General features: G+C 39.6%; 16 protein-coding genes. 10 read left to right on the forward strand and 6 right to left on the reverse strand.

All coding sequences use genetic code 11. The annotated features are described in order from the left end of the window. Positions 1-183 precede the first annotated feature (183 nt). Genes IGK77_RS03940 through IGK77_RS03950 form a run of 3 tightly spaced genes read right to left on the reverse strand, consistent with a single transcriptional unit; the run spans position 184 to position 3,442 of the window. Complete coding sequence (locus tag IGK77_RS03940; RefSeq protein ID WP_074800122.1) at positions 184-987, reverse strand: TPM domain-containing protein; 804 nt, start codon at positions 985-987, stop codon at positions 184-186. After that, a complete protein-coding gene (locus IGK77_RS03945; protein ID WP_074800125.1) occupies positions 984-2,177 on the reverse strand; it encodes an ATP-binding protein in 1,194 nt (397 codons plus the stop codon). Before IGK77_RS03945 ends, IGK77_RS03940 begins: the two co-directional genes overlap by 4 nt. A 17-nt stretch (positions 2,178-2,194) precedes the next feature. After that, positions 2,195-3,442, reverse strand: a complete 1,248-nt coding sequence (locus IGK77_RS03950) for an SPFH domain-containing protein (RefSeq protein WP_071867001.1) — start codon at positions 3,440-3,442, stop codon at positions 2,195-2,197. A gap of 465 nt (positions 3,443-3,907) precedes the next feature. On the opposite strand from IGK77_RS03950, the gene dnaX reads away from it, so the two are divergent. The 9 genes from dnaX to rsmI all read left to right on the forward strand — a co-directional run bounded on the left by dnaX (position 3,908) and on the right by rsmI (position 10,832). Continuing rightward, positions 3,908-5,644 (forward strand): DNA polymerase III subunit gamma/tau, encoded by a 1,737-nt coding sequence (gene dnaX, locus IGK77_RS03955; protein WP_074800128.1) that lies wholly within the window; start codon positions 3,908-3,910, stop codon positions 5,642-5,644. 18 nt (positions 5,645-5,662) lie between these two features. Continuing rightward, positions 5,663-5,974, forward strand: coding sequence for a YbaB/EbfC family nucleoid-associated protein (locus IGK77_RS03960; protein ID WP_010736051.1), 312 nt, complete (start codon positions 5,663-5,665; stop codon positions 5,972-5,974). 23 nt (positions 5,975-5,997) lie between these two features. Continuing rightward, positions 5,998-6,594, forward strand: a complete 597-nt coding sequence (gene recR, locus IGK77_RS03965) for a recombination mediator RecR (protein ID WP_019722633.1) — start codon at positions 5,998-6,000, stop codon at positions 6,592-6,594. 89 nt (positions 6,595-6,683) lie between these two features. Next, positions 6,684-7,346 carry a dTMP kinase gene (tmk, locus tag IGK77_RS03970; protein WP_071866999.1) on the forward strand — a complete coding sequence of 221 codons (663 nt, stop codon included), beginning with the start codon at positions 6,684-6,686 and terminating at the stop codon, positions 7,344-7,346. Then, positions 7,343-7,672 (forward strand): cyclic-di-AMP receptor, encoded by a 330-nt coding sequence (locus IGK77_RS03975; RefSeq protein WP_010736048.1) that lies wholly within the window; start codon positions 7,343-7,345, stop codon positions 7,670-7,672. The genes tmk and IGK77_RS03975 overlap by 4 nt, the downstream gene beginning before the upstream one ends. An 8-nt stretch (positions 7,673-7,680) precedes the next feature. Continuing rightward, positions 7,681-8,619, forward strand: coding sequence for a DNA polymerase III subunit delta' (gene holB / locus IGK77_RS03980; RefSeq protein WP_074800130.1), 939 nt, complete (start codon positions 7,681-7,683; stop codon positions 8,617-8,619). Between the two features lie 39 nt (positions 8,620-8,658). Continuing rightward, a complete protein-coding gene (locus IGK77_RS03985; protein ID WP_071866997.1) occupies positions 8,659-9,483 on the forward strand; it encodes a PSP1 domain-containing protein in 825 nt (274 codons plus the stop codon). Continuing rightward, positions 9,476-9,823, forward strand: coding sequence for a DNA replication initiation control protein YabA (locus IGK77_RS03990; RefSeq protein WP_010736045.1), 348 nt, complete (start codon positions 9,476-9,478; stop codon positions 9,821-9,823). The genes IGK77_RS03985 and IGK77_RS03990 overlap by 8 nt, the downstream gene beginning before the upstream one ends. A gap of 139 nt (positions 9,824-9,962) precedes the next feature. After that, positions 9,963-10,832: a 16S rRNA (cytidine(1402)-2'-O)-methyltransferase gene (gene rsmI, locus IGK77_RS03995; RefSeq protein WP_071866996.1), complete on the forward strand. Its 870-nt coding sequence runs from the start codon at positions 9,963-9,965 to the stop codon at positions 10,830-10,832. A 261-nt stretch (positions 10,833-11,093) separates the two neighbouring features. Here rsmI and IGK77_RS04000 read toward each other — a convergent pair whose 3' ends face one another. Next, positions 11,094-12,353 (reverse strand): hypothetical protein, encoded by a 1,260-nt coding sequence (locus IGK77_RS04000; protein WP_074800134.1) that lies wholly within the window; start codon positions 12,351-12,353, stop codon positions 11,094-11,096. 243 nt (positions 12,354-12,596) lie between these two features. On the opposite strand from IGK77_RS04000, the gene dinB reads away from it, so the two are divergent. Beyond that, positions 12,597-13,733 carry a DNA polymerase IV gene (dinB, locus tag IGK77_RS04005; protein WP_177187677.1) on the forward strand — a complete coding sequence of 379 codons (1,137 nt, stop codon included), beginning with the start codon at positions 12,597-12,599 and terminating at the stop codon, positions 13,731-13,733. A 102-nt stretch (positions 13,734-13,835) separates the two neighbouring features. Here the strand turns inward: dinB and nrdG are convergent, their stop codons facing one another. Together nrdG and nrdD are read right to left on the reverse strand one after the other, a co-directional pair. Further along, on the reverse strand, positions 13,836-14,438 hold the full coding sequence (gene nrdG, locus IGK77_RS04010; RefSeq protein ID WP_071866994.1) for an anaerobic ribonucleoside-triphosphate reductase activating protein: 603 nt from the start codon (positions 14,436-14,438) through the stop codon (positions 13,836-13,838). 371 nt (positions 14,439-14,809) lie between these two features. After that, a complete protein-coding gene (gene nrdD, locus IGK77_RS04015; protein ID WP_019723769.1) occupies positions 14,810-16,999 on the reverse strand; it encodes an anaerobic ribonucleoside-triphosphate reductase in 2,190 nt (729 codons plus the stop codon). Positions 17,000-17,181: the final 182 nt, after the last annotated feature.

Here is a 17,181-nt window from a genome sequence, read left to right on the forward strand (position 1 = left end):
AGTCAAGTATACATTTATGAAATTAAAAATCAACATATATATCTATTTAACGTAATTTTATTTCTATGCCTATTTCAGTATGGGAAAGTGTGTAAGTATTTAATGATAGTATAAAAAAACATGAACCAGATAGAGGGATTCCCTCATAGTCTGATCCATGTTTCGTGTTCTGTTTTCATTGAATTAAAAACTTCGGCCACCGCCGCCAAAGGTACCGCCACCACTCGAATGAGTCGTGCTGCCACCACCACCGCTTCCTGGGGGTGGCGCTTTAGGGATACGACGAGTCGTGACAAAGGAGTTCGTTAAACGATCTGTTTTGTCCGTCAATTTGATACTTGCCTTTTCACGGAATGGGTATTTATATGTCCCGGATTTCAATTGGTATCGTGAGGCGGTGATCATATAAAAAGCGATGCTTAAGATAGCTGCCAAAGCCACCGCAATCACTATTTCGACGGTAGTCAAAACTTTATACCGAGTGATTTTACCTGTGGCTTCATCTATACGATAATGACCGCCAGGCACTCCTTCATCTACATAAGTAGAAGCTTTGGTCAAATAGGCTTGGGCTGCTGCATAATAGTTTGCATTCGTCATCTGATCATAGACATCATCCAAAATCGAATCGATCCTGCGGTCCGTCAAATAGTCGATCATATTTCCAGAAGTGGAGATATAGATTTCTCGTTGCCCCATATCTAAAAGTAAAACAGAACCATTTTGATCATTTCCTATTGCGGTTTTTAAATAGTTGTCAGCGAAATCTCTCGGTTCTGAACTATTTGAGGTAGTTGTGACGATAAATACTTGTCCTTTGATCTTTTCATTGATTTCTTTCGCTTGTTGGTTCAGTGTGTTGACTTGTTCGCTTGTAAATAAATTCGCGTCGTCATTGATTGTTGGGGTAGCAGCTCCTACGATCGGTGTCCACAGTAAACTAATAGCTAATAAAAAGAAAATGGAGAGACTTTTTTTACTCATCATATCAAATAGCCTCCAATCATAAAGAGGATCGCTAAAACAGTGAATATCCCAAAAGAGGTCAAAGCGAGTTTTTTATGACTGATCGGTAATACACCGCTAACTTTACCCGTTTGGCCATTCATTGCATAATAATAGACTTTCTTGTTAGAATCGTTGCTACGGTAAGTAACAAGCCAGACCGGTAACAAGACATATTCATTTTTTTCGCCAGTGATTTCCGCAGAAGTACGTACTCCGGTCAAAGTAGTATAGCCATTGGCTGTATCTCGCAACAATTTTTCGGAATAATCACGTAACTCATTTTGGATATCTGCTTTGATTGCTTGGTACTCAATGTCACGTTTCTCTGCTTGGAAACCAGCAAGATACTGACTTTTGAATCCGATAGCTTTAGCTAATGGAAATGGTTGGACAGCCTCCACCATTTTTTGTTGTGTATTTTTTGACAAAGCATTTTTTACTAATTCTTTGAAGGAAAGCTTTCCTTCGCGGTGAACCGCATATTGTTTTGTTTCGGTATACTCGATATCACCAACACGCCAGATCCTGACCACTGTCCCGTTGGCTTGTAAGGAACCATCTAGTTCAGCATCGGTTGCCCAATAAGGGAAATAAACGCCAGTTAATTTGTCGATTTGATCCTGATTGAAAAATGCTTTTGGTACAAACCATTTTTTCTTCGTCCATGCGAGAAACTGTTTGATTGCTTCTTCTTTTTCCACAGCAAAAGGTAGGACTTTATTTGGTAAGAAGTCACCACTTAACCGTCCTGATAGCACGACTGGATTATGGCAGTAGTAACAATAGGTAGCAGCTGTAGTGGCTTCTGTGACGATTTCTGCACCGCAGTTTGGACATAAAAATAGTTCCATGTTGCTTTGCTCATCGGTAGCCGTCTGTCCAGCTGTTGTCTCTGTATGGGTTGTTCCACCAGCATCTGCAAATGCTTGACGTTCTGTTTCATCCATTTGATCGAGCTGTTCTTCTGCTGTAAAAGTGAAGTCATCCGTTGGAACTGGTTGATCTTGAGTCCCATTGATGTCGCGGGCCGATTTTTGTTCTTCTTCATATTGACTGACTTCTGCTTCTGTATAAACATTTAAGCAATAATCACAATGAAATTTTTGATCTTTTGGATCGAAGGTCAATGGTCCGCCACAATTGGGGCATTTATGTGTTAAAGCATCCATTCAGGCACCCCTTTCAACTAGTCGAGTGGGATACCTTTGAATGGTTTTCCACAATTTGGACAAAACTTAGGAATTCCATTTGAAAGATCCACTACTTCATGACATTCGCTACATTTCATTTCGAGCTTTGGCTGACTATTCGCTACTGGTTTTGCACCACCACAGTTTGAACAGAATTTACCAGTGTTTTCGGTACCACAGACAGGGCAAGTCCATGTATCATTAGTGCCTTGCGCTGTTTGTTGGTTTTGTTTTTCTTGTTGTTGCTTGATTTGTTCTTGATTATTTTGTGAGGACTGAGCTAAGTAGGAGCCATTGGCATTCATGCCCATTCCCATGCCCATAAAGCCAGTCATTGCACCGGCATCATTTTTACCTGCAGCTTCCATCCCACGAGCAATCGAACCTTGCACATAGCCCTCACGGACACTAGGATCGCCTAACATGGCACCTTCATTACGCATGTTGATGAGTTTGACCGAATCATCTGTGTAAGAGATGCTAGCAACTGCGACAGATACAATCTCCATCCCACGAAGCTCACGCCAGGAATCGTCTAACGCTGTGCCCATATATTTGCTTAGTTCTAAACTTTTTGATGGGACATAGGAAATACGTTGCCCATCAGCAGACATTTGGTTGATCGCTGATTGAAGAGCAGTCAAAAATTCTGCTAAATATTGTTCATTGATATCTGCAATTTCAACTTGCGTCTTATTTTTAGGAATTGCATTTGTATAGAATAAGATTGGATCGGTGATATGGATAGAGTACGTTCCATGCGCACGTAAGAATAATTCTGCATTATAGAAATTATCAAAGTAATTCAACGGAGCGCTTGTGCCAAATTTGATTCCCTTGATCTCTTGTAGATTGATATAGAATACTTGTTGTTTTTGTGGTGTCACGCCACCAAATTTAAAGCGGTCGAAGGTTTCAGCGATTGCACCTTTCAATGAACCATTGAACATGGAAGGGGCAGCATCATTTTTGATCGTATAATAGCCTTCCTCAGCTGTGTAATCGATGATTTTTCCACCATCTACCAAGAGCATCATCATGTTCGGATAGACATGAACGACTGTGCCATCTGTCAATACATCTTCTGTACCTTTTCGATTGGATCCTCGTTTATCGTCTTTACGTACCTTGACACCTTTTGTCATAACTGTGGTGTCGCTCATATTGTCTGGTTCAATGACTTCGATCCATTGATCTGCTAATCCGCCGCCGATCATGCTAGTTGCTGCTTTAATAAGTCCCATAAAAAGTCCTCCCTGTGAGCAAGTATTTTTTTACTACGTATATGTTTGTATTATACCATAGGAGACTGAAAATGCTCTCAGTCGAAAGATGTAGAAAACCAGAGCAACTATTTTCCACGTTCAGCCATACATTTTAGAACTGAACTTTTTTTCAGAATCTGGATAAATACTGTTCAAGACGCAACTCTTTGGACACAGCTCAAAAAAATCAACGATGAAATAGCTATTTTGAATGTTTCTGTCTAATAGTCTAGAGTTTAAGGCTTCTTTCACAACCTAGCCAAACGATGTTAGAAATTGGTATTTAGCCGAAACATCCCAAAATACGAGCAGCTTTTTTGAATGTTAAGACTTATTTCTAAGTGTTGCTCACTTCTGTTACAACCGAATAAAGTATAGTAGTTTTTTTTTGCTAAATCACGTATAATAAAAGTTAGTGAATTTTTCAAAAGAAGGGGGATCCTTATGGCATATCAAGCACTTTATCGTGTGTGGCGTTCACAGCGATTTGAAGATATCGTTGGACAAAAAGCTGTGACACAAACATTGAAAAATGCGATTGTTTCCCATAAAACCTCACATGCCTATTTGTTTACAGGACCAAGAGGGACAGGGAAAACAAGTGCGGCAAAAATATTTGCCAAGGCGATCAATTGCCCAAACAGCAAAGATGGTGAACCTTGTAATCATTGTGAGATGTGTCAGTCGATCACGACTGGGACACAAGAAGATGTCATTGAAATCGATGCGGCAAGTAACAATGGTGTCGAGGAGATCCGTTTCATCAGAGATCGAGCAAATTATGCACCAACAAAAGCCGCTTACAAAATTTATATCATTGATGAAGTCCACATGCTTTCGACTGGAGCGTTCAATGCTTTACTGAAAACACTGGAAGAACCAAAAGAAAGTGTAATTTTTATTTTAGCAACCACTGAACCGCACAAAATCCCTGCAACGATCATCTCTCGAACACAACGTTTTGATTTCAAACGGATCAATGCAGCAGATATTACCGAACATTTAGAATATATCTTGGATCAAACAGAGATTGCTTATGAAGCGCCTGCGTTGACTGTCATCGCACGAGCAGCAGAAGGTGGGATGCGGGATGCGTTAAGTATTCTTGACCAAGCGATTTCTTTCAGTGATGGCACGATCACGTTGGATGATGCGATGCAAGTCACGGGGAGTTTGACAAATGAGATGATGGATGCGTATCTATCCGCTTGCTTTAGCAAAGAGATCCCACAAGCCTTACAAGAATTGAATCAAATTTTAGCGGCAGGAAAAGAATCACGGCGCTTTTTAGAAGATCTGTTGTCTTATTGCCGTGATCTATTGATGTATCAGCAAGCGCCAAATCTATTAGAGGAAACCTCACATGTCAAAACAGAAACATTCACGACATTGGCGAAAGAAATACCGGCACAACGCTTGTTTCAAATGATCCAAATTTTGAGCGATACACAAAATGAGGTGCGTTTTACAAATAGCGCGACCATTTATTTAGAGGTTGCCACAGTGAAACTAGCTCAATCTTCAGCAAATGAAAGTCAGCAAGTGCCTAGTGAGATCGATCAGCAACAAGTAAGACAATTGCAACAAGAGATCCAAGAGCTGAAAAAGGAAATCAAAGAAATCAAAAATGGTACGGTGAAAGTCACTGCGAATCAGCAAACGACGCAATCACCTGTTCAGAAAAAACAGCCAAGTACATACCGTATTCCCACGGAACGGGTGTATAATGTACTAAAAGAGGCGACAAGGAAACACTTGAATGAAGTAAAAGAAGTCTGGGATGATCTTTTGATGAGTTTGTCAGTGACCCAGCGAGCGATGCTCAAAGCAAGTGAACCAGTTGCGGCAGGACCTAATGGACTAGTGATTGCTTTTGATTATGAAATCGTCTGTCAGCGCGCAGCTAATGACGAAGAGCTTCAATTAGCGATCCACAACCAACTTAGTCGCATGATCAAAGATTATGCGCCAGAGCCTGTCTATATCACACGGGAAAGTTGGCCCGGTCTAAGAAAAAATTATCTCGTCCAAGCAAAGGATGGAGAAGCCGAAGAATCTTTTGCATCTGATGATGAATCAGACGAGATCGAATTGCTTCCTCAAGAACAAACAAACCAAGAAAATGTAGTGACGAAAGCTGAAGAACTTTTCGGTTCAGCAGTCACAGTAATCGATGATTAGAAAAGGAGAGCGATACTAATGATGCGCGGAATGGGAAATATGCAAGGGATGATGAAACAAGTCCAAAAAATGCAAAAAGAAATGGGCGAAGCCCAAGAAAAACTAAATGAAACAGAATTTACTGGCAGTTCTACGAATGACTTAGTCAAAGTCGTTTTTACTGGTAATCGTCGAATGAAAGATATCCAGATCAATGATGAAGTAGTTGACCCAGAAGATACAGAAATGCTACAAGATTTGATCGTGATGGCTGTCAATGACGTATTAGAAAAAATCGATACAGAATCAGAAAAAACAATGGGAAAATACACTAAGGGCTTACCCTTTTAAATTTTCCTGAAGGGGAAATGAACATGCAATATCCAGAACCAATTGCCAAACTGATCGACAGTTATATGAGACTTCCAGGTATTGGTCAAAAAACAGCGACAAGACTAGCTTTTTATACGATCGATATGAAGGATGAAGTGGTCAATGAATTTGCCAAAGCTTTATTGAGCGTCAAACGTGATCTACATTTTTGTAGTATTTGCGGAAATATCACAGAAGAAGATCCTTGTGAGATCTGTAAAGATCCATCGAGAGATCGTGGTATCATTTTAGTCGTTGAAGAACCAAAAGATGTCATGGCGATGGAGAAGATGCGTGAGTATCGTGGCTTGTACCATGTGCTACATGGTGTATTGTCACCAATGGAAGGCACGGGTCCAGAAGATATCAATATTCCTCCTCTCTTACAACGCTTGCATGATGCAGAGGTCCAAGAAGTGATCATCGCAACGAATGCGACCACTGAAGGAGAAGCAACTGCAATCTACCTTTCACGATTGATCAAGCCTGCTGGGATCAAAGTCACACGGTTAGCTCATGGCTTATCTGTTGGTTCCGATATCGAATATGCAGATGAGGTGACTTTAATGAAAGCGGTCGAAGGCAGACGTGAACTATGATTTTTTGACACCAGTCTGATCGCGTTAGTTTGATCGACAAAGATTTTCAGATACAATAGAAAAGCAAGAGAAGAGATGGAGGAACAAGTGTGAACGGCTTATTTATTACGATCGAGGGACCTGATGGTGCAGGTAAAACGAGTATCATCAAAGAACTATTTCCTCTTTTACAACAAGTAGCAAAAACAGAGATCATTCAAACTCGAGAACCAGGTGGGATACCAATTGCTGAACAGATTCGTGCAGTGATCCTTGATCCGAAAAATGATCGCATGGACGAGCGAACAGAAAGTTTATTATACGCAGCTGCTCGAAGACAACACTTAGTCGAAAAAGTTTTACCTGCACTTTCGAGTGGGAAAATCGTTTTGTGTGATCGTTTTGTCGATAGTTCGTTGGCCTATCAAGGTGCAGGTCGTCGGATCGGCGTAAACGAGATTGCTGAACTGAATGAATTTGCTACAGAAGGAACGACTCCTGATTTTACTCTTTATCTTGATGTGGATTCTGACACAGGATTACGTCGAATCGCTAAAAATCGCCAGAATCAAATCGATCGCTTAGATTCAGAAGGATTAGAGTTCCACCAGCGTGTCCGTCATGCCTATTTGAAATTGGTAGAGGAGCATCCAGACCGCATCCATAAGATCGATGCAAGAAATAGTTTTGAAGAAGTGTTACAATTGAGTTACCACGCAATTATCAACCAATTTCCACAATATTTTGAAAGTCAGGAAGGTGAACGTAAATGAAAATCATTTTAGCAATCATTCAAGATAAAGATAGCAACCGTTTGTCCAATGAATTGATCGATGCAAACATTCGTGCGACTAAATTATCTTCTACTGGTGGTTTCCTTAAAGCGGGAAACAGTACATTTATCGTTGGTATCGAGGACGATCGCGTCGAAGAAGCATTAGAGATCATCAAAAAAACATGTGAGTCAAGAAAACAATTTGTTTCTACTCCAGTAACGTTAGATATTTCAATGGACGGTGGCGTTCCTTATCCTGTAGAAGTAGAAGTGGGCGGAGCAACAGTCTTTGTCTTACCAGTTGAAGGATTCCACCATTTCTAGGAGGAACTATGGCTCAAGAAAACATACTTGCGCAAATGCAACCTCTCGTGTATCAACAACTTCAACGAAGTTTTGAGCATGGGCGTCTCGCTCATGCTTATCTTTTTGAAGGTGAAAAAGGTACAGGAAAGCATGAGGTAGGCATTTGGTTAGCACAACATTTATATTGTACGAAGATGAACAACCAACAACCTTGTGGCAGATGCAATAATTGTCAACGGATCCAAAATCAAGAACATCCAGATGTACTCGTTCTTGCACCCGATGGTCAGTCGATCAAGGTCGATCAGATCCGCCGCTTACAGACAGAGTTTAGTCGTAGCGGATATGAATCAAGGAAAAAAGTATTCTTGATCCAGGAAGCAGAAAAAATGAATGCGAGTGCGGCCAATAGTTTATTGAAATTTTTAGAAGAACCACCTGGTGATTTTCTAGCGATTTTAGAAACGGAAGCCATTGGTCGGATCTTACCTACGATCCAATCTCGTTGTCAAACCTTGCATTTCCAAGAATTGTCAAAGGATTCATTGATTCAAAAATTACAAGATCAGCAAATTTCTGTGGAAAAAGCAAAACTTTTGTCATTCTTGACAAACAGTTTAGGAAAAGCAGTTGAAATCTCAGAAGATGAATGGTTTAATGAGGCTAAGGACTTGATTTATCAATGGTTTGTCTACTTGGATAAAAGAGATACACAAGCCTTTATCTATGTCCAAAAACGATTGGTGAAAGTATTTAAAGAAAAAAATCAACAATTTACTGGTTTTTCAATTTTAATGTATTATTATCAGGAAGCTCAAAAACAGGCGATAACATCTGGGGAGTATGGTAAAGTCAAACGGCTGAATCAAACGATTGAACGTCTTTTGTTAGCAGAACAAAAACTACGTAGCAATGTGAGTTTTCAAGCCGTCGCTGAGCAATTTGTATTACAAACGATTTTTTGATTTGTCAATTTATATTTTGCGTAATCAAGGAGGCCACAAATGGTAGAAGTAGTAGGTGTCCGTTATAGAGATGCTGGTCATGTCTATTATTTTACACCCGGAGATTCAGAATATGCATACAATGATAAAGTGTTAGTCGAGTCTCAGCAAACTTTACATATCGCAACGGTTGCTATTCCCAAAAGAGATATTGATCTGGAAGATTTACCTGAAACCATCAATCCCATTTTGCATAAAGCAACAACTGCTGAGCTTAAAAAAAGCAACAAAAATGAAGAAGATGCAAAAAAAGCTTTTTTGATTGCGAAAGAAAAAATTAGAGATCGAAAACTAGAAATGAAAATCGTCCAAGTTGAATATACTTTTGATCGAAGCAAATTGACTTTTTATTTTGCGGCAGATGGACGTATTGATTTTCGTGAATTAGTGAAAGATTTGGCGGCCGTTTTTCGTACAAGGATCGAATTGAAACAAATCGGTGTTCGGGATGAGGCGAAGATGATCGGAAGTATCGGGCCTTGTGGGCGACCACTCTGTTGTTCTTCTTTCTTAGGAGATTTTGTGCCTGTTTCGATCAAAATGGCAAAAGAACAAGGATTATCACTGAACCCAACTAAAATTTCTGGCTTGTGTGGTCGCTTGATGTGCTGTCTACAGTATGAAAGTGAAGCATATGAAGCCGCAAAAAAAGAACTCCCTGACTTTGGGAAAACACTTGAAACTCCTGATGGTAAAGGGAAAGTCGTAGGATTGAATCTGCTTAGTCGCTTAGTTAGTGTGCGACTGAACGGACGGGAGAATCCTGTTGAATATGAATGGGATGAACTAAAAAATTTCATCCAAGTAGGTGAGATGAATGGATAAGAGATCATTATATGATGGGTTGAACCAATTGGAGTCAGAGTTACGAAATACATTGACTGAATTAGTAGAGATGAAACATGCACTGCATGAGATCGTTGAGAAAAATACCACCTTAGAGATGGAAAATCAACGACTACGCGAACATCTTCGTGAATTGAACCAAGTGGCGCAAGCTCCAGCTGAAAATGCCAAACAGGAACTATCAAAATCCCGAATGAATCTTGAAAAGATTTATGAAGAAGGATTTCATGTTTGTTATGATTTGTATGGTTCAAGACGTGAAAATGATGAACCTTGTGCGTTCTGTTTAGAAGTGATCTATCGAGAAAGTGGACGCTAAATCAAAGGATCTAGTGGCTTCTATCACGGTCAACGAATACCGCAAAGCATTCTTGTTTTGCGGTATTCGTCGTTGAACTACCAGGATAAATTTTTTAATTAGAGTAGCTTCCTTTACTCTGTTTGAGAAGGAGAATCATATGTATAACCAAAAGAGCTTTAAAGGAAATCACGTGTTTGGCACACTTTACCTCGTTCCAACACCGATCGGAAATTTGGAGGATATGACTGTTCGCAGTGTGCGCACATTACAAGAAGCGGATTTGATCGCAAGTGAGGATACACGCAATACACAAAAGCTATTGAATCATTTCGAGATCCAAACTGCCCAAAAAAGTTTACACGAACATAATTATAAAGAACGTATTCCTCAATTGATCGACTGGCTAAAAGAAGGAAAATCGATAGCACAAGTGAGTGATGCAGGCATGCCATCTATCAGTGATCCTGGACATGAGCTTGTCGTTGCTTGTATCAAGGAAGATATTCCAGTCGTTGCATTGCCAGGACCTACCGCAGGAATGACTGCATTGATTGCTTCAGGTCTCGTACCGCAGCCATTTTTATTTCATGGTTTTTTACCTAGAAAGAAAAAAGAACAAAAAACAATGTTGGAATCGTTGCGCAATCAAACAGCAACATTGATTTTTTATGAATCACCTTATCGCGTGGCCGCAACGTTGATTAATATGTTAGAAGTGTTCGGTAATCGTCAAGTTGTGCTTTGTCGAGAATTGACGAAGATCCATGAAGAATATTTACGCGGAGACATTGAAGAATTACTTGCTTATTTAGAAAAACAGCCGATCAAGGGAGAATGCTGTTTACTTGTTGAGGGAAGTAACGAAGAGGTCGTACCAAGTGAACAATTTCAAGGTACGTTAAAAGAACAGGTACAACAATTGATTGAGCAAGGAGAAAAAACTAACGTGGCAATCAAAACGATTGCAGTCAAAAACGGAATAAAAAAACAAGAAGTTTATCGTCAGTTCCATGAATTGGATGATTAAACGAAATAAGAAGAACAAGCTACATCAACTATTCTAGATAAATGAAGCGGAGAGACGGAAATCAGGTTTAGATTTTCGTCTCTCCGTTTATTATTGATGAATCATTTCTTAAATTTTAGTTTTCGTATTTTGAAAAGAGTAGAAGGGAACAATACAGCTATTTAGTTTACTGCGATGAATCCACTCTTTTATGATGCAGAAATTATTTTGACAGCTTGTTCGTTTGATTGCATCTAAGTGATATAAGAGTGGTTAATCGGATTAATCTACAGGATCACGATAAGGTAAAATAGAGATATTCCCGCTTTGCCCGGCTTGCCCAGCGCTACCACTTATTCCAGCACTGCCACTTGTTCCCGGTGAGCCCGGCTTGCCATCACTTTTCTTAGACCCGCCTTTTCCAGCAGCGCCGCCATTTCCACCGTGTCCACCACTTCCTGGGGAAACGTCATGTGTACCTGTAAGAATATATTCCACTCCTTCATCTATATAGATAACTATATTTGCTCCGTTTCCACTTTTTCCACCATTTCCGCCATTTCCACCTTTTGCTCCGTTTCCACCGTTTCCGCCATCCGTGCAGCTCTTTGAGTCTTCGCCGTCTCCGCCGTCTCCGCCACTGCCACCATTTCCACCATTTCCGCCATTTCCGCCATTCCCACCATAGCTGCCAAAAGGAGTATCTCCTGTAAGTTTTTTGATATAAAACGTACATTCAGATGAGTTGCCACCCTCTGTTCCGGGAGAGCCATCTGCACCCTCAGTCCCATTTCCGCCCAATTTTTTATTAATATCTGAACCACCGTTTCCGCCGTTTGCTCCAGCTGCGCCATTCCCGCCATTCCCGCCATTTCCTCCATGTGTCCCAATGACGACAATTCCATTATTCAAGGAAGTATGATCCAATTGAGTCATCTGTTCAGTTTGAAAGTGGACATGTGTGTGTGCACAAACGAGACTAGCGTTCTTTTCTAATGTCACCGACTTAAAAGAAAGGGAGACAGTATCGCCAGAATCAATCACAAAACTAGTGTTTTCTTTGATTGTGAGACTTTGCTCCTTGCTGCCATAATGCTGGAGAGTCATAGGGAAGATAAAGCGATTCAACATTTCCTCGTACACCTGAGCATCATTAGAATTACCATATACATAAGCTTTTAGAACAGTACATAGATTTTGACTTGTACGGTTTTCTTTTAAATTGATATCTGGTAGTACTTTGAAGCGTTCATCTTCGGTTGTTAACTCATTTTCAAATAGAAAATCTGGCGTTCCAGTCAATAGTTTGAGAGTCTGAACATCAGGACATTTGATTTGCTGATACGCTATACCAATTTTTTTTGCACTATCAGGAGTTAAAGTAAAAATATCAGAAGTATTCACAATATGATTGGATGGTAGAGTATTATCGGGAGTAGTTTTTGTCAAATTTTTTTTTAAGAATTTAGTTCTGAACTGATTGATTTCTTTAAACTCTTTTTCTAAAACGGGACTAATGTTATTTTTTAAGTTATTTAACATGGTTACTCTCCTTTAATTTTAATTAAGACTGGCCAGTCTTTTACAAACAGATAATAGCATAATATAATGATGTTTAAAAATCATAAGAATTGTTATTTAATATTGAGCGTCTCCAAACGAATAAGTAGACTTGCACAAATAGAGACGTGTGCCAAAGAAAAGACAGCGCGTATTCACAGGATTTAAGGAAGATCTTTTCTTGAAAGGGAACAAAAGTTCGTGTATAATGATAGTGGGGTGAGTCTGATGGAATTACAGTTTCCTTTACATAATGATACGTCAAGAAAAATCATCCATATCGATATGGATGCCTTTTTTGCATCCGTTGAAGAACGAGATCACCCTGAACTTCGTGGTAAACCCTTAGTGATCGCCAGACATCCGAGTGATACTGGCGGGCGTGGGGTAGTGACAACGGCTAACTATGAAGCACGTAAGTTCGGTATTCATTCAGCAATGAGTGCCCAAAAAGCCTATGAACTTTGTCCAGAAGCGATTTTCAAACCGGGAGACCACCAAAAATATAGTGCGATATCAAAAGAAGTCAGGGAGATTTTTTATCGCTATACAGACTTAGTCGAACCAGTTAGTATTGATGAAGCTTATTTAGACGTCACGAATAATAAAATCAATTGTAAATCAGCGATCAAGATCGCCCGCATGATCCAACTTGATATTTGGCAAACGGTGCATCTGACTTGTTCGGCTGGTGTCAGCTATAATAAATTTTTAGCGAAACTTGCATCAGATTTTCAAAAACCTAAAGGAATGACGGTCGTCACCCCCGAAGAAGCAGTCGATTTCTTAAAAGCATTACCAATCGAAAAATTTCATGGTGTCGGCAAGAAAACTGTTCCTAAAATGCATGAATTAGGTATTTTTACAGGAGAAGATCTGTATAAATGCAGTGAAATGATGTTGATCCAACAGTTTGGTAAAATGGGGTATTCGTTGTATCGAAAAGTACGAGGTATCCATGATTCGCCGGTCAATGTCACCCGCGAGCGTAAGTCAGTCGGAAAAGAGCATACGTATGGACAACCACTAAGAACAGAAGAAGAAGTTTTAGGTCAATTACGTCAGCTAGCTGAGAAAGTAGAAGAGTCTCTCCGACGTGTTCAGAAACATGGAAAAACAGTTGTCTTGAAGGTCCGTTATACCGATTATTCTACAGTAACGAAGCGAGTGACATTACCAGAATATGTTTATAAAAAAGAAGCGCTGTTTTATCAAGCGAGTCTGATATGGGAAGAGATTTTAGGGATAGAGAAAGGGATTCGTTTATTAGGTATCACACTGACGAATTTAGATCCGATGACTTATGAGAATATTGTGTTGCCTTTGTGGGAAACGCAAGCGATAGAATCAGAAATAGAATAAAGAATGCTCCATCTTAGACTTTGAGACAAAAGCGAAATTCACTTCTGTCTTGGCCTTTTAGATGGAGCATTCTTTATTGTGTTCAATCAAAACTGAGTATAGTTAAATCAGTTCTTGTTTTTTTATTTGTTCATATGTTTGCGTAGCATCTGTACATTTTTCCCAGATGACGACTTGTTTTTCAGCAAGCGATCGTTGCACGTCAATGATGCGCTGATTACTACTTCCACGAAATTGTAATTTGAAATCTCTTTTTGACCATTCAAAACGGCCATCAACAAGAATATCGATTTTCGAGAGCAGTTCTAGTTTATCTTCCGAATCTTGTAATAATTCATCGAAGGTATAACCGGTCCAAGACCAGATGTCTTTGCTGTGACCAAATTCTTGCCGGATTCGATCGACTACACGTAGGCAAACATTCGTATTCAAAAAAGGTTCACCGCCTAAGAGTGTCAATCCTTGGACGTAATCATTGCGTAGATCAGCCATGATTTGTTCTTCCAGTTCAGCAGTGAATGGTTTGCCGTAACGGAAATTCTGAGCGGCTTTGTTAAAACAACCTTCACAGGCAAATAAACAGCCACTTACATATAAGCTATTACGAACACCTTCACCATCCACAAAGTTGAACGGTTTATAATCGGCAATATAGTCATGACTATAATCTTGAGCCAGCCATTCTTTAGGTTTAGGATTTCTCATAGTAAAACTTCTTTCATTATAAAATGGTATCCGTTATAAAAAATTCTTGAAGGTCGTAGGAGACATAAGAAAATAGCCAGAAGAAGGGGTGCTATCTCTCGTATGACTTGGAGTTGGACGGTTGTCTCACAACCTTATCTACAGTGTTCGAAAGCCAACTCCTACGATAATAAGTCAAAAGATGAAAAAATATAGAAAACTATTTTCCCATCTTCTGTCTTATTACTTGAAGCTGAACGGCTTTCTCACAACCTTATCTACGGTGTTCGAAAAGCTGACCTTCAACATTAAGCTGAAAAATCAAAAAATATGAGAAGCTATTTTCTGATTTCCCATCTTACTGCTCAGGTCAGGGCGCTTTTCTCACAACCTTACTTCATATGTTTCACGCGTGATGAGATTTCTTTGTGTCTGCCGTGGACCATTGGGCGGGCTTGTGGGTTTCCTAGATAGCCGCATGTTCGTTTGACTACGTCACATGATTTTGGATCGTGATTGCCGCATTCTGGGCATTCAAAGCCACGTTCAGTTGGTTGGAAATCTCCTTCAAAACCACATTGATAGCAATGATCGATCGGCGTATTGGTTCCTAAATAGCCTACTTTGTCATAGGCAAAGTCCCAAACAGCTTCTAATGCCTTAGGGTTTTGTTGCAAGACTGGATATTCACAGTAATGGATAAAGCCACCAGAACAGTATTTTGGATAGTCTTTTTCAAATTCAAGTTTTTCAAATGGCGTTGGATTTTTACGCACATCATAGTGGAAACTATTAGTGTAATATTCTTTATCTGTGATATTTTCAACGATACCGAATTTCTCTGTATCTAAACGACAAAAACGATCAGTCAAGCTTTCACTTGGCGTGGAGTATACGCTGAAGTGATAGCCATATTCATTTCCCCAAGCGTCTGCATTGGCTTTTAGTTTTTTCACGATATCCAGAGTGAAGTCTTTAGCTTCAGCATTATTTTCCCACTCACCGCCAAAGAAAGAAGCAGCGACTTCATAAAGTCCAATGTAGCCTAATGAAACAGTTGCTCGACGATTTTTAAATAATTCGTCTACGGCGTCTGTACGAGATAGTCGTTTACCGAATGCACCATACATATAAAGGATCGGTGCATTTGCAGGAATCGCTTCTTTACAACGTTCGACACGATAAACTAATGCATCTTTCATGATCGACAAGCGATCTGAAAGTAATTGCCAGAATTTTTCTTGGTCACCATCTGCTTCCAAGGCGATCCGTGGCAAGTTCAATGTAACCACACCTAGATTCATTCTTCCGACATTCACTTCTTCACCGTTCTCGTCTTTCCAACCTTGTAAGAAGGAGCGACAGCCCATTGGTACTTTGAAGCTTCCTGTCAATTCAACGATCTTGTCATAATTTAGAATATCTGGATACATTCTTTTTGTGGCACATTCTAATGCTAATTGTTTGATGTCGTAGTTTGGATCAGTGGGTTTCAGATTGATTCCGTCTTTTAGTGTAAATATCAATTTAGGGAAGATTGCTGTCCGTTTTTCACTTCCTAATCCATTGATCCGGATTTGTAAAATCGCTTTTTGAATTTCTCGTTCAAACCAATTTTTACCTAGACCGAAGCCAAGTGAAGTAAAAGGCGTTTGTCCGTTGGAAGTGAAAAGTGTATTGATCTCATATTCTAAACTTTGCATGGCATCAAAAATATCTTTTTTTGTTTTGGCTTTTGCGTAGGCTTCTTGACGTTCTGGTGTGTCGATCCATTCTTTGGCATCAATTAAATGCTTTTTGTAATTTAATTGTGCAAAAGGAGCAAGCAATTCATCTGTACGATCGGCAGAACATCCGCCATATTGGCTAGATGCAACATTGGCAATGATCTGTGAGATCTGTGCCGTTGCTGTTTGGATCGATTTTGGTGATTCGACTTCTGCATTCCCAATTTTAAACCCGTTGTTCAACATACCTTTGAAGTCGATCAAACAGCAATTTGTCATTGGTGTATACGGATGATAATCGAGATCATGATAATGGATATCGCCTTTTTGATGTGCGTTGGCAATATGCGGTGGGAGTAATTTTAGCCCAATCGATTTCCCAACGATCCCAGCAGTCAAGTCACGCTGTGTATTGAACACATTACTATCCTTGTTCGCATTTTCATTGACAACACTTTGGTCTTTATTGATCAGTTTCTCAATCGAAAAGTTGATGTCTGTTGCCTTACTACGAGCAAAATCACGTTTTGTTCGATAGTGGATATATTCTTCTGCTAAGGCATATTCGTTTTTTTCTAACAAAATATGTTCAACGATATTTTGGATCTCATAGATTTTTACGTTATTTGCGAAGCGATCTTTGATTTCTTTGATCACAAGTTCTGCGATTGATTGGATCTTTTCGTACGTAATAGGAGATAAGGAACCGTGAATTTTCTTTTCTGCTTTGATCAGTGCGGCATTTATTTTCTGTTCATCAAATGGTACCTCGCGTCCGTCGCGTTTGATGACAGTCATTTTTTTGGTTTCAGGCTGTTTTTCTAGTACAGCCATTTCTTGATCTGTTCGTTTCATTTTCTTCAGCTCCTACAAAAATAGTTCTTGTCTATCATAAAACAAATTGAAGAAAGGAGCAACTAATTATCTGCTACATATAGTGTTTTATCGCTGTATAATTGAATGAGTATACTATATATGGTGTATATTATCTTGTGAAAAAAAGTGAAAACGTATGGTATCAGCTTTTGGAAAATACG

The organism is Enterococcus sp. DIV0806c (assembly GCF_051710905.1).
GTDB classification, from domain to species: Bacteria; Bacillota; Bacilli; order Lactobacillales; family Enterococcaceae; genus Enterococcus_B; species Enterococcus_B mundtii.

Bases quoted from the DNA above. Each gene is read 5' to 3' on its own strand.
- IGK77_RS03940 (WP_074800122.1), bottom strand. From the start codon at position 987: ATGATGAGTAAAAAAAGTCTCTCCATTTTCTTTTTATTAGCTATTAGT.
- IGK77_RS03945 (WP_074800125.1), bottom strand. From the start codon at position 2,177: ATGGATGCTTTAACACATAAATGCCCCAATTGTGGCGGACCATTGACC.
- IGK77_RS03950 (WP_071867001.1), bottom strand. From the start codon at position 3,442: ATGGGACTTATTAAAGCAGCAACTAGCATGATCGGCGGCGGATTAGCA.
- dnaX (WP_074800128.1), top strand. From the start codon at position 3,908: ATGGCATATCAAGCACTTTATCGTGTGTGGCGTTCACAGCGATTTGAA.
- IGK77_RS03960 (WP_010736051.1), top strand. From the start codon at position 5,663: ATGATGCGCGGAATGGGAAATATGCAAGGGATGATGAAACAAGTCCAA.
- recR (WP_019722633.1), top strand. From the start codon at position 5,998: ATGCAATATCCAGAACCAATTGCCAAACTGATCGACAGTTATATGAGA.
- IGK77_RS03975 (WP_010736048.1), top strand. From the start codon at position 7,343: ATGAAAATCATTTTAGCAATCATTCAAGATAAAGATAGCAACCGTTTG.
- holB (WP_074800130.1), top strand. From the start codon at position 7,681: ATGGCTCAAGAAAACATACTTGCGCAAATGCAACCTCTCGTGTATCAA.
- IGK77_RS03985 (WP_071866997.1), top strand. From the start codon at position 8,659: ATGGTAGAAGTAGTAGGTGTCCGTTATAGAGATGCTGGTCATGTCTAT.
- IGK77_RS03990 (WP_010736045.1), top strand. From the start codon at position 9,476: ATGGATAAGAGATCATTATATGATGGGTTGAACCAATTGGAGTCAGAG.
- rsmI (WP_071866996.1), top strand. From the start codon at position 9,963: ATGTATAACCAAAAGAGCTTTAAAGGAAATCACGTGTTTGGCACACTT.
- IGK77_RS04000 (WP_074800134.1), bottom strand. From the start codon at position 12,353: ATGTTAAATAACTTAAAAAATAACATTAGTCCCGTTTTAGAAAAAGAG.
- nrdG (WP_071866994.1), bottom strand. From the start codon at position 14,438: ATGAGAAATCCTAAACCTAAAGAATGGCTGGCTCAAGATTATAGTCAT.
- nrdD (WP_019723769.1), bottom strand. From the start codon at position 16,999: ATGAAACGAACAGATCAAGAAATGGCTGTACTAGAAAAACAGCCTGAA.